We start from the raw sequence: 13,344 nt of genomic DNA on the forward strand, positions 1-13,344 counted from the left end.
TACCATTAAAGCCACTAGGCATTTGCCGAGAATAGGTTAGAATGACGCCAATCTATATGTATTTTTGAGCCATAATGACAATTGAACAAAAGTTAGCCGATGCTAAACACCTTTGTGATCAGCGCGGCGCTCGATTAACTCCCGCGCGCGAGTTGGTTTTTAAACTATTAGCCAATTCTGATGGTTCAATCGGCGCCTACGACCTATTACAAGAATTGCAAAAAGTCGATCCTAAAGCCAAACCACCCACAATTTATCGCGCCTTAGAGTTTTTAATGGAGCAAGGCTTTGTACATAAAGTTGAATCTGAGAATGCATTTGTTATGTGCAATCATTTTCATGATCATCATCCTGCTCAATTGTTAATTTGCGATACGTGTGGCGATATTCAAGAAATAGACTCAACAAAAATCGAAGCCAAAATAGACGAAGTCGCGGCAGAGTACGAATTCTCGGTTATCCATCCAACTATAGAGCTACACGGCTGCTGCAAAAAATGTTCTAAAGAAGATTAGGACCTGTTGAAAATTAGGGCTTGTAAATGCCCTAATTCGGTTTATCAATGCTAAGTTACACAGACTTTCGCACTCGTAAATAAACAGGAAACCTAGGCAACCCTGTTTTAGTCAACCCCAAGTATTTATACGTTATCTTTGTACCAATCGGCGGTGGTGCTTGTCTTTGCGCCAAGCTAAACCCTGTACCAATTTTAAACTGACGCCCTGAACTGTCTTGCACCAATACAGCCCCCAAAATTCCTTTATAGCGCCCTTTACCCGCAATATGCTCAATAATCGTGGCCTCGGCATCTTGATATTTTTTAAGCTTTAATAAACTCGCATTTCGGCCTGCTTGATAACCACTTTCCACATGGCGCAGCATTAAACCTTCACCTTGGTTTGCGATAACACGATCCAACTCCTGGTATAATGTTCGCTCATCTAAAAACTGGTTTTGCTCGACCAATTGAATATAGGGTTGGTTAATTTGCGTAACTAAATGTGTTAACACCATATAGCGTTGATGAAAAGGTCTTGGATCTTGATACAGATCAAACACCTTATATTGAATGTTACGCCATGTTTGGTCATTGACTTGTTTACTGCGAATAATCGATGAGGTTAGATCAAACTTTTGATAACCCGCCCACAGTTCACCGTCTAATGGTGTGGATGGTAATTTTTCAGTAAACCAAGTGGGCGCATGGATCACGTTTCCCGAGCGAGTTAATAACTCTTGTCCCGTCCAGATACCACGTACACCATCATATTTTTCACTTACCCAATATTGGCTAATATCTATTTCTGCTGAGTAAACTTTTGCTAAGGTCACCTGCGGAGGCGTTTGTTGCCTAGGCGTGAATTGCTCAAGAATTTCTTGTTGAGGAATTAGTTGCTGAGGAGTGAGTTGCTGTGACTCTAGTGCACTCACATAAGTCACAAAAACAACAAAAGAAACAGATATGAAAAACTTAGATAAGGCTAGATCAATCCTTTGCTTGTGCACGCCAACTCCCTTTGACTATTGACACCATAAAATGTAATTTAACTATAGCTGCTTAGTCTGATTTAACCAAGTGCAAATATAGTCAAGCTCATATGTTTCGAAATAATTGCAGCGTTTACTTACGCCTATCTGTTGCTAAACGTAGCAAAGGCTTGGCTGCTCACAGCCTCCAAGCCTTCTTTATGCGTGATTCACGCCTGATTTATGCCCTCTTTAATTAACTATCTAAGAGTCACAAACTCTTCAGCTGACGTCGGATGAATGGCAACCGTATTATCAAAATCCGCTTTCGTTGCTCCCATTTTTAACGCTACCGCAAAACCTTGTAACAACTCGTCCGAACCAAAACCAATGCTATGGATCCCAACAATTTTTTCTTCTGGCCCAACACAAATCAGTTTCATACGAGTCGGCTGCCTGTGACTTGTCATGGCTTGATATAGAGCAGTAAATTGCGATGTGTAAACTTTAACTTGCTCTTGACCATGTTGTTCAACAGCTTGTTGCTCAGTTAAGCCAACTGTGCCTATTGGCGGGTGACTAAACACCACTGTCGCTATATTTTCATAGTCCAAATGCAAGTCAGTTTGACCATTAAACAAACGCTCTGCCAATCTACGTCCGGCGGCTACCGCCACTGGGGTTAAAGCGGCACGTCCCGTATTGTCTCCTACTGCATAAATACCATCTACATTGGTATTTTGATATTTGTCTGTTGGAATAAAACCTCGTTCATCAAGCGAGATCCCTGTGGCTTGAATGTTCAAGTTATCAGTCGCTGGCTCGCGGCCAATTGCCCAAATTAAGCAATCAACAGGTGGAATAGTTTCACCACCTTGCAAGTGTACAACTAAAGAACCATCAGACAACTTTTCAACTTTTTCAGGCGTACTGTTTGAATGCAAAGTTGGCCCTTCGCTGTTCATGACTTCAACTAAAGTATCGGACAACATGGGATCAAAATTACGCAAGGGTTTATCTTTTCTTACCAATAAATGTGTTTCAGAACCTAACGCTTGCATAACTCCAGCAAGCTCGACCGCTATATAACCAGCACCAACCACAGCAACTCGTTTAGGTTGCTCAGTTAACTCAAAAAAGCCATCTGAAGTAATACCATATTCAGCGCCTGGCAAATCAGGGACGCTAGGACGACCACCTGTTGCAATCACAATATGATCGGCAGTGTAGTTAACCCCGTTAACTCCAACCGTATTCGCGTTAACAAATTTCGCAAAACCATTGATCAAGGTAACGCCGTTGTTATCAAAACCTCTTTGGTATGAGCCGTGAATTCTCTCTATATAAGCTTGACGATTAGCCACTAAGGTTGCCCAATCCAATTTATTTACCGTGACATCGAAACCATAATCGGCTCCATATTTAATCGCATCGGCAATTTGCCCCGCATACCACATGGCTTTTTTGGGTACACAGCCTACATTCACGCAAGTGCCCCCTACGTACTTAGCTTCAATTACCGCGACTTTTTTACCATGCATTGCAGCTCGGTTAGCGCTGGCAATACCACCACTTCCACCACCAATCGCAATAAAGTCAAAATGATTAGACATACTTAAGGTTCCATAAACATTGTTAGCTTTAATATTAGAGCGACTTAAGCAGAATTCAATTACATTAAAGCAATCAAGTTAATCGAAAAATCCGATAAAAGCCCAATAGCACGTCAAATCAGTAAATATATTTACTGGTAAAGGTTGGAATATAAAGCTAACGCCACATACTTATAGGAACAATAAATAAGAAACGGTTCCCCACTATGACTGGCACTATTTTCGACAAAATAATCAGTAAAGAAATTCCAGCGGATATTGTCTATGAAGATGATAAAGCTTTAGTTTTTAAAGATATAAGCCCACAAGCCCCAATTCATTGGCTCATTATTCCTAAAACGCCGATTGCCACGATTAATGATATCAATGAAAGCAATGCGCAATTGATCGGCCATTTATACTTAGTAGCAGCAAAATTAGCAAAAGAGCATGGATTTGCCGAAGACGGCTATCGTGCCGTTATGAACTGCAATCAACACGGTGGGCAGACGGTATACCATATCCATTTACATTTATTAGCCGGTAAGCCGATGGGCTGGCCGCCTTATCAAGAAAAGATGAAGTAATCAAAGAGCGTTACTGACTACAGCAAAAAAGGGGCTATATAAATAGCCCCTTTTTAATAAACAATTAAATGTTAAGTTAGCTGTTATTTTTCTGCAACAACCACTTCATTAGTCGCAGAGTTATAACCATGCTCCGTTCCTAACACATCACCTAAAGTGTAGCCTTCAAAATCATCAGAGAAAATTTCAGTGGTACCCGCTAAATCTGAATAAACTTTAATATCATCCACATAATATGATGAAGTCAAAGTCGAACCATTATCACCTAATTTAAAAGCAATCGTTCTCATAAAACCTTCACCATTGGAAGAGGCACTTGCAAACCCAGTAATGGTTTCACCATTGATCGTCACTGTAATAGTGGCAGGAGTCGTACTGCTATCCCATGTCATTTCAACATCAATCCAAGCGTCTGCTGTAAACGCTGTTGTTACTGTAATGTCACCTTTGTCACGGATTTCAAAAGAATCATTATGGATACGTAAGTCAACCAATGCATTACTGGTACTTGTTGAGCTATTGAAGATTGTGACGTAAGCGTCTTTTCCTTCTGGGTTTTCAGGTTTTCTAACACGCGCAGTTAATTTACCTTGTGCATAGTCTTGGTCAAACTTATAGCGTAGCTCACCCGCATCATCTGACATGGTATCACTGATTTTAGCCGCTTTATTTGCTGTGCTACCACCAGAGCTGCCGCCATTATTGTTGCCTGAGTTACCGCTACCAGAATTCCCACCAACAGTAACAACTGCGGCTTCATTAGTCGCTGAGTTATAACCTTGAGAAGTCCCTAAAGCTTGACCGTCAGTGTAACCTTCAAAGTCATCAGAGAAAATTTCTGTCGTGCCTGCGATATCAGAATAAACTTTAATATCATCTACATAGTAAGACGATGTTAACGTAGAACCGTTATCACCCAGTTTAAAGGCAATTGTCCGCATGAAACCTTCAGCATTTGATGAAGCGCTGGCAAAGCTAGTTACACTTTCGCCGTTAATCGTTACACCAATAGTAGCTGGAGTCGTTGAGCCATCCCATGTCATTTCAACGTCAATCCATTCATCTGCAACGAAGGCGGTTGTAATAGTAACATCACTTTTATCACGAATTTCAAATGAGTCGTTGTGAATTCTTAAATCAACCAGCGCATTACTAGTACTTGTTGAGCTATTGAAGATAGTAACGTAAGCGTCTTTACCTTCTGGATTTTCTGGTTTTCTCACGCGGGCCGTTAATTTACCTTGCGTGTAGTCTTGGTCAAACTTATAACGTAGTTCACCCGCATCGTCAGATTGCGTATCTTTAATTTCGACAATGTTATTTGGTGTATCAGAACCACCACCATTACCCGTACCAGGATCAACTGGAACTTCAATTTCAACTTGGTCAACTGTCACTTCATTGGTTGCTGAGTTGTAACCGTGCTCAGTTCCTAAAACATCCCCTATAGTATAACTTTCAAAATTATCAGAGAAAATTTCAGTTGTACCCGCAACATCCGAGTAAACCTTGATGTCATCAACATAATAAGCAGAAGTTAACGTTGATCCATTGTCACCCAATTTAAACGCAATGGTTCTCATAAAGTTTTCGCCATTGCTAGAAGCAGAAGAGAAAGCAGGAACGGATTGTCCATTAATGGTTAATGTCATAGTGGCTGGAGAAGTAGAACCGTCCCAAGTCATTTCAACGTCAATCCACTCATCTGGTGTAAACGCTGCGGTTACTACAACGTCACTTTTGTCACGTACTTCAAATGAGTCATTGTGAATTCTTAAGTCAATTAACGCATTGCTGGTGCTAGTCGAACTATTAAAAATAGTGACATACGCATCTTTACCTTCTGGGTTAACCGGCTTTTTAATACGAGCGGTTAACTTACCTTGAGGGTAATCTTGGCCAAACTTATAACGCAATTCACCCGCATCATCAGACTGAGTATCTTCAATTTTTGCCACCTTAGTTGGAACTTTAGTGACAGGCACTGCATCTTCAGAGCCAGTAATAGTAATTAGTAAATTAGCTGTTGTACCATCTGGAGTAGTAACGACTACAGAGTCCTTAATATCATCAGACTTATACTTTAGTGCGGCAACCGCAGCATTAGATTGATCTAACACATAAGTCCACGCACCTGTAGCATCAATAGAAAACGAGCCATAAGAAGCTGCGATACTGGCTTGCTCAACAAAAACCGCTTCACCTTCATCTAGGTCTGATACAAACACTTTGCCAGATAAGGTTGAATCAACAACGTCATTAGTAGAATTGACTTCAAAGCTACCCGAGATTTCAGCTGGGTTTACCTTATTTTTAGCAACTATTTCAACCGTTGTTGGCGACTCAAAAAACTTATCGTCATCACGATAAGACGCCTGTACTGTAAATTTTTTACCTTTATCATCACTGGTTAAGGTATATGACGGGCCTGTAACATCATCAAGAACAAAACCATTGGCTTTCCACGTGTAAACAATATCTTCAGTAATACCGTTATCATCATTTACAACAACCGACAGTGTGGGTTGGTCATCAATTAAGCCATTAGAATCACTAGAGAACTCAATTTTACCTGAGCTGTTAGAAACACCATTGTATTCTTCGAAGTTACCTTCATTTTCTTTACAACCTGCTAACGCCAGCATAATAGCTGATGCCGCAAACACCACTTTATTCATAACTTGTCCCCTGACTACCTTAATTTGAATGCCTTAATAAGAATGCTTTGTTACGTTCTTCAACATTGGTAATAACCAGCATTTAACAAAATTATTACCTATAATACATATCAATTTACTAGCAGTAAGACACATCTGTCAATCCAAAAACAAAAATAAACTGACTAACCCATCATACAAATAAAGCCAAGTTATTGACCAAGCAACAATAAAACCAAGGCTAAGAGCTTGTTTTATTTAGAGATAATCAAAAAACAAGTGTAAAAAAGGATATAAAACGGAAGAAAAAACCAATACAACAAAATTGGACATACCAATAAACCTTAACCAACTTGTTATTAGTTAATGTTATAAAAAATAAAACTTAGCATCATGTTGTATATTAAAAGATAATCAAGTGATGCCAGTATAATTTAAATAATGAAAACACCACGAATCGTCATGCCAATTAACCCAGAGTGTTTAAACCAAGCTTTATTTAATATGCAAACAAAAGACGGGACTGAATAAGGAGAAACGATAGTATCTATTTAGCATTTCAAACTGCGGACGGGTAACGACGAGTAATTATCTAAAAGCGGGTTTTTAAAGTGCTGCTGGGCTGCCAAACACCTACATTGATGGAAATCAATTCTCCCACAAGATTAATAGAGAAATACCGGTAAAAATACAAAAATGAAACATAAAAAAACCGAGCTTAGGCTCGGTTTTTATCTTTATTTTCAAGTGAAACTAAAACAAGATTACTTAATTACCTTTAAGTGATCACGTTTTTTTGCTTTAGCATCTGGCTTATTTGTTTCCGTATTTCCCGAGGGTGGAACCGCACTCAAGCTAGGCTTGGTTGCTGTCTCGGGTGAAGATGGCTCATCTACAACTGTTTCAGCAGTAGAACCTTCAACCTCGTTTAGGCTTAACTCATCTTCATCTACCGGCTCTGGTGGAAATGGCATTCCTTCACCTGTTTCACGCGCATATATATATAATACAGCACCAACCGGAATGATAATATGACGAGCTTGTCCACCGAAACGTGCATTAAACTCTATGTCTTCATTGTTCATATTAAGAGCACCGGTAGATTGTGACGAGATATTTAATACAATCTGGCCATCCTTGACATACTCACGTGGCACCTGAACATAAGGGTATTCCGCGTTAACAACAATGTAAGGTGTGCAATTATTATCTTGGATCCATTCATACATAGCTCGGACCAAGTAAGGCTTACAAGACGTCATATCAGCCATAACTTAAACTCGCATTTCTCGCTCAGCGTCGGTTAATGCCGCTTGGAATGATTCACGCTCAAATACGCGAACCATGTAACTCTTCACTTCCTTACTACCTTGACCAATTAAGTCTATGCCTAATTTAGGTAAACGCCACAATAACGGTGCTAATACGCAATCAACCAAACTGAACTCTTCACTCATGAAGTAAGGTGTTTCAGCAAAAACAGGCGCTATCGCTAAAATGCTTTCGCGTAATTCTGCACGCGCAGCTGCAGACTCTTCATTATTAGCTTCAATTTTACGTACCAATGAGTACCAATCTTTCTCAATACGTTCCATCATTAAGCGACTTTTGCCGCGAGCTACTGGGTAAACAGCCATTAATGGTGGGTGAGGGAAACGCTCATCTAAATATTCCATGATAATACGCGCGTTATAAAGCACTAATTCTCGATCAATTAGCGTTGGCACACCACCATATGGATTAACCTCCCAAAGCTCTTCAGGTTTATTATTTTCATCAATTAATTTGATATCAACACTTACACCTTTTTCAGCAAGAACAGTACGTACTTGATGGCTATACATATCCGTTGCATCAGCGTATAAAATCATTACAGAACGTTTGTTGGCAGCTACAGCCATAGAGGATCTCCTAAAATACCTTTTCGATATAAGCCTGGCATTAAACCATTAGCAAAGACAAGCGACTTATACAAACACTAAAGGGGGCATAAAGCCCCCATTATAAAAATAATGCTTAACGATTAATTAATGAACGTCTCGCCAATATTCTTTCTTCAATAAGTAAATGAATACGAAGAAGATTAACAAGAAGCCGATAACCCATGTACCTAACTTCTCAGATTGTAATCGAGTTGGCTCAGCAGTGTATACTAAGTAGTTAACAAGGTCACGCATTGCCGAATCGAACTCTTCTGGCGAAAGTTCGCCAGAACCATCAACAACAATTCTTTCGCCTTGTTTAACACCTTCTTCACCGTCAACCATAGCCGTTGCAGCAACCTTAGTTGGAATACCCTGCAAGCTTTGTAACACATGCGGCATACCGACATTAGGAAACACAGTATTGTTAACACCAAACGGGCGAGACGGATCAACATAGAATGAGCGCAAGTAGGTATAAATCCACTCTGGTTTACGAACGCGTGCAACCATAGTTAGATCAGGTGGTGTACTACCGAACCATTCTTTTGCATCTTTCGCTGGCATACTATTTTTAATGTGATCACCCGTTTTCTCACCGGTAAACATTAAATTTTCTTTAAGTATCTCCATTGAGATACCGTTGTCTTCTGCCGTACGTTGATAGCGCTGGTACTGCTGTTGGTGACAACCTAAACAGTAGTTCATGAAGATTTTCATACCGTTTTGAATTGACGCTTTATCTGTCAAATCAATATCAACAGGATCTAATGGAACGCTAGGGCCACCTGCAGACAGCGCTAATGAAGGTACTAACGCAAATAAAGCAATTATTAGTTTTCTCATTTGGTAATTCTCTCCGGAAGCGGCTTACATTTTTCGTTTTTACTGTATAACCATAAGAAACCAAAGTACGCAAAATACAATAGTGAGCAAACCTGAGCCATTATCGTATATGTTGGTGTCGCAGGCTTAAGACCTAAATAACCAAGAATAACAAAACAAACCGTAAACTGAGCTAAGTTAAGTTTATGCAAATTACTGCGGTAACGAACCGAGCGTACCTTACAGCGATCTAACCAAGGTAATAATGCCAACATCACAATAGCTGCGAACATAGCTATTACCCCTAACAACTTGTCCGGAACCGCACGTAAAATTGCATAGAACGGGGTGAAATACCAAACTGGCGCTATGTGCTCAGGTGTTTTCATCGGGTTTGCCGCTTCAAAGTTAGGTGGCTCAAGGAATAAGCCGCCCATCGCTGGAGCGAAGAAAATAATGTAACAACAAATAATTAAGAAAATAGCAAACGCCACTAAATCTTTTAATACGATATGCGGGAAGAAAGGCACGATATCGTCAAGAATATCTTTCTTACTTGTGTAGTACTCGTGAATTTGGAACTTGGTTTTTTCATCTTCAGAAAGCGAGCCTTTAGGGCGCTTAACATCGATACCATCTGGGTTATTTGAGCCTACTTCGTGTAAAGCAACTATGTGTAAGAAAACCAATACAACGATAACTAAAGGTAACGCAATAACATGTAAGGCAAAGAAACGGTTTAGCGTAGCACCAGATATAACGTAGTCACCACGGATCCACAAGGTTAAGTCATCACCAATAACAGGAATAGCACCAAATAGTGAAATAATAACTTGCGCACCCCAGTATGACATTTGGCCCCATGGTAATAAGTATCCCATGAATGCTTCAGCCATTAAGGCAAGGTAAATGAACATACCGAACAACCACAATAACTCACGCGGTTTTTGATATGAACCATATAACATACCACGCATCATATGTAGATAAACAACAACGAAAAACGCAGAAGCACCCGTTGAATGCATATATCGTAATAACCAACCGTAGTCGACATCACGCATGATATATTCAACCGAAGCGAACGCACCTTCTGCTGAAGGAACATAGTTCATGGTTAACCAAATACCCGTAACAATTTGGTTTACAAGTACGATAGTGGCTAAAAATCCAAACACATACCAGAAATTCATATTCTTTGGCGCTGGATATTGTAGAGCGTGCATATTTGCAACGCGCATCATTGGAATGCGATATTCAATCCAATCAAGTAAATTTTTCCACATGGTTAGGCAGCCCCCTGCTCTTCACCAATAAGAATGGTGTTATCGTCAATATAATAATGAGGTGGGATAACCAAGTTTGTTGGCGCTGGAACACTTTGGAAAACGCGGCCAGACATATCAAACTTAGAACCGTGACAAGGACAGAAGAAGCCTGAAGGCACACCTTCAACTTGCGCATCAAATCCATCCTGAATGTACTGTGGTGAACACCCTAGATGGGTACAAATACCCACAGCAACTAAAATTTCAGGTTTAATAGAACGATGGCGATTTTGAGCATAGCTTGGCTGCTGCTCAACTTCAGAACCGGCATCACGTAATTGACCTTCATGTTTTTCTAGTTGAGTGATCATTTCTGGTGTACGGCTCACGATCCACACAGGTTTACCACGCCACTCAACACGTAACATTTGGCCAGGTTCAATTTTACTGATATTGACTTCAACTGGAGCTCCAGCAGCCTTTGCTTTGGCGCTGGGATTCCAAGAAGCAATAAAAGGAACAGCTGCTCCTGCTACTCCAACCCCGCCAACAACTGATGTGGCAACGGTTAGAAAGCGACGACGACTGTTATCGACAGGCGCATTACTCATCCAATATTCTCCGAGACTTTAACTTTATAATTTGTTGTTCTGCCCTAAAAAACAGCAGTGTTTTTCAACGGGCAAAAAATTGGCTAAATGATATAAAAAAACCCGTATTTATGACAGGAAAAATATAAAAAATCAGTGTCAAATCTAGGCGTTAAGTTGAATTAGATCAAATTCAATATAAATCAATCAAAAAATAGCCAAAAAAAAGCCCAGTAAACACTGGGCTTTTTTGAATTTTTGACAAAATCGATTAACGTTTTGAGAATTGTGGACGCTTACGCGCTTTCTTAAGACCCACTTTCTTACGTTCAACAACACGTGCATCACGAGTAACATAACCCGCTTGACGTAGAGATGAGCGTAAAGACTCGTCAAATTCGATTAATGCACGAGTGATACCATGACGGATTGCACCCGCTTGACCAGTCATACCGCCACCAGTAACAGTTACGTAGATATCAAATTTTTCAGTCATATCAACTAACTCTAAAGGTTGACGAACAACCATACGAGAAGTTTCACGACCAAAGAAAGTATCTAATGAACGTTTGTTAACTGTAATGTTACCACTGCCTGGACGTATAAATACGCGAGCAGTAGAGCTTTTACGACGACCAGTACCGTAATATTGAGTAGTTGCCATTGCCTATTGCTCCCTATTAGATGTCTAATACTTGAGGCTGTTGAGCCTGATGATTATGCTCTGCGCCTGCGTAAACTTTAAGTTTACGATACATAGCGCGACCTAATGGGCCTTTAGGCAACATGCCTTTAACCGCACTTTCGATGATCATTTCTGGCTTTTTAGCTTGTAATTTATCAAAAGTAATCGATTTTAAGCCACCTGGGAAACCAGAGTGAGCGTAGTATACTTTGTCAGTAAACTTAGCACCTGTAACCACAACTTTCTCGGCATTAACAACAACGATGTAATCACCAGTGTCAACGTGAGGAGTGTACTCAGGCTTATGCTTACCGCGTAAACGACGAGCGATCTCTGTCGCAATGCGACCTAATGTTTTACCTTCTGCATCAACAACATACCAGTCGCGTTGTACAGATTCAGCTTTCGCAGTAAAAGTTTTCATTATCAAATGAACCCAAACTCTAAATTCTTTATATTTGAGGCGTTCGCCTCCCCAATTTATGCCTGAAAACCCCTTCGAGAATTCAAAACAAAGGCCTGTCTAATGACAGCCTGGATGGGCTGGGGGCGCGCATTATACAAAAGAGGCTGATAAAGATCATCAACTATTTTGAAATTGTTGAAAAAATCGTCATCATTAAGGGATATGGGGGCGCGCTAAATATTCATGCGATTGCATTTCCTGCAACCGACTACGGCAACGTCTAAATTCAAACTCTAATGTACCACTACTGTATAGGTCTTCTATTGATACAGCTGATGAAATAATCAATTTAACGTTACGCTCGTAGAATTCATCAACTAGCGCTAAAAAGCGCCTAGCCGCGTCATCATTACTTTGTCCCATTTGTTTTACGTTGCTAAGTAAAACACTGTGGTAAATACGGCTTATTTCCATGTAATCAGTTTGACTACGTGCGGTTTCACAAAGGGCTGAGAAATCAAATAACGCCACACCATCACACTGCGCTCGACAACTTATCATGCGATGCTCAATTTCAACTTGAGTATCTCGCTCCACAGGCTCGACAGCTAATTGAGTAAAATATTTTAATAGATTTTGGTCGGCGATCTCATCAAGCGGTGAATGATAAATCTCTGCTTGGGTTAGCGTTCTTAAACGGTAATCAACCCCATGATCAACATTCACGACTTCACAATTTTGATTAATCAAGTCAATGGCAGGCAAAAAACGGGCGCGCTGCAAACCGTTTCGATACAATTCATCAGGCACAATATTGGACGTAGCGACTAGAACCACATCAAGTTTAAACAACTTCTCAAACAAACCGCCTAATAACATGGCATCCGTTATGTCTGAGACAAAAAATTCATCAAAACAAATGATTTTTGCTTCTTTAGCAAATTTAGCGGCAATAATATCCAGCGGATCGGCAACATTTTTCAGTAATTTTAGCTCGTCATGCACACGATGCATAAAGCGATGAAAGTGAACACGCATTTTATTGTTAAACGGCAAACACTCAAAAAACGTATCCACTAAATACGTTTTACCGCGACCAACACCGCCCCAAAAATACAAACCTTTAACCGCTTGCTGTGGCGGCTTAACAAATTTAGCTTTAAGTTTGCTAAAAAAGCTAGACGATGAGACTTGATCCTGAGCGACTAAATCATCATATAACCTTTGTAAATGATTAATGGCATTTTCTTGTGCTGGGTCGTGATGAAAGTCAGCGCGTTGGAGATCGGCTTGATAACAAGCTAAGGGCGTTTTTTTAGCAGACATAGTGTAATGATTGCTTGCC

13 protein-coding genes are annotated in these 13,344 nt (G+C 40.2%); 2 read left to right on the forward strand and 11 right to left on the reverse strand.

From position 1 onward, the window contains the following. Nucleotides 1-74: 74 nt before the first annotated feature. Nucleotides 75-515 carry a zinc uptake transcriptional repressor Zur gene (zur, locus tag C2869_RS20480; RefSeq protein ID WP_108604676.1) on the forward strand — a complete coding sequence of 147 codons (441 nt, stop codon included), beginning with the start codon at nucleotides 75-77 and terminating at the stop codon, nucleotides 513-515. Between the two features lie 55 nt (nucleotides 516-570). Here zur and C2869_RS20485 read toward each other — a convergent pair whose 3' ends face one another. Next, complete coding sequence (locus C2869_RS20485; protein WP_108604677.1) at nucleotides 571-1,506, reverse strand: DNA ligase; 936 nt, start codon at nucleotides 1,504-1,506, stop codon at nucleotides 571-573. Nucleotides 1,507-1,727: 221 nt separating this feature from the next. Beyond that, the gene (gene gorA, locus C2869_RS20490; protein ID WP_108604678.1) at nucleotides 1,728-3,080 is read right to left on the reverse strand and encodes a glutathione-disulfide reductase; all 1,353 of its coding nucleotides are present in this window, start codon (nucleotides 3,078-3,080) and stop codon (nucleotides 1,728-1,730) included. A gap of 206 nt (nucleotides 3,081-3,286) precedes the next feature. Here gorA and C2869_RS20495 point away from each other — a divergent pair, with 206 nt between their 5' ends. Further along, a complete protein-coding gene (locus C2869_RS20495; RefSeq protein ID WP_108604679.1) occupies nucleotides 3,287-3,646 on the forward strand; it encodes a histidine triad nucleotide-binding protein in 360 nt (119 codons plus the stop codon). A gap of 83 nt (nucleotides 3,647-3,729) precedes the next feature. On the opposite strand, the gene C2869_RS20500 is transcribed toward C2869_RS20495, so the two are convergent. From C2869_RS20500 to zapE, 9 genes are all read right to left on the reverse strand, one after another. Then, nucleotides 3,730-6,324 carry a VCBS domain-containing protein gene (locus tag C2869_RS20500; RefSeq protein ID WP_108604680.1) on the reverse strand — a complete coding sequence of 865 codons (2,595 nt, stop codon included), beginning with the start codon at nucleotides 6,322-6,324 and terminating at the stop codon, nucleotides 3,730-3,732. Nucleotides 6,325-7,067: 743 nt separating this feature from the next. Further along, nucleotides 7,068-7,574 (reverse strand): ClpXP protease specificity-enhancing factor, encoded by a 507-nt coding sequence (locus C2869_RS20505; protein WP_329604280.1) that lies wholly within the window; start codon nucleotides 7,572-7,574, stop codon nucleotides 7,068-7,070. 3 nt (nucleotides 7,575-7,577) lie between these two features. Then, the gene (sspA, locus tag C2869_RS20510; RefSeq protein WP_108604681.1) at nucleotides 7,578-8,204 is read right to left on the reverse strand and encodes a stringent starvation protein SspA; all 627 of its coding nucleotides are present in this window, start codon (nucleotides 8,202-8,204) and stop codon (nucleotides 7,578-7,580) included. Nucleotides 8,205-8,330: 126 nt separating this feature from the next. Then, nucleotides 8,331-9,071, reverse strand: a complete 741-nt coding sequence (locus tag C2869_RS20515) for a cytochrome c1 (protein WP_108604682.1) — start codon at nucleotides 9,069-9,071, stop codon at nucleotides 8,331-8,333. Next, entirely contained in the window at nucleotides 9,068-10,336 is a 1,269-nt protein-coding gene (locus C2869_RS20520) for a cytochrome b (RefSeq protein ID WP_108604683.1), read from the reverse strand. Before C2869_RS20520 ends, C2869_RS20515 begins: the two co-directional genes overlap by 4 nt. Before the next feature lie 2 nt (nucleotides 10,337-10,338). Next, complete coding sequence (petA, locus tag C2869_RS20525) at nucleotides 10,339-10,929, reverse strand: ubiquinol-cytochrome c reductase iron-sulfur subunit (RefSeq protein WP_108604684.1); 591 nt, start codon at nucleotides 10,927-10,929, stop codon at nucleotides 10,339-10,341. A 250-nt stretch (nucleotides 10,930-11,179) separates the two neighbouring features. Further along, nucleotides 11,180-11,572 carry a 30S ribosomal protein S9 gene (rpsI, locus tag C2869_RS20530; RefSeq protein ID WP_108604685.1) on the reverse strand — a complete coding sequence of 131 codons (393 nt, stop codon included), beginning with the start codon at nucleotides 11,570-11,572 and terminating at the stop codon, nucleotides 11,180-11,182. A gap of 16 nt (nucleotides 11,573-11,588) precedes the next feature. Beyond that, nucleotides 11,589-12,017: a 50S ribosomal protein L13 gene (gene rplM / locus C2869_RS20535; RefSeq protein WP_108604686.1), complete on the reverse strand. Its 429-nt coding sequence runs from the start codon at nucleotides 12,015-12,017 to the stop codon at nucleotides 11,589-11,591. Between the two features lie 195 nt (nucleotides 12,018-12,212). Beyond that, a complete protein-coding gene (gene zapE / locus C2869_RS20540) occupies nucleotides 12,213-13,325 on the reverse strand; it encodes a cell division protein ZapE (RefSeq protein WP_108604687.1) in 1,113 nt (370 codons plus the stop codon). Between the last annotated feature and the right edge of the window lie 19 nt (nucleotides 13,326-13,344).

The sequence above is a fragment of the Saccharobesus litoralis genome (genome assembly GCF_003063625.1).
Classification (GTDB): Bacteria; Pseudomonadota; Gammaproteobacteria; order Enterobacterales; family Alteromonadaceae; genus Saccharobesus; species Saccharobesus litoralis.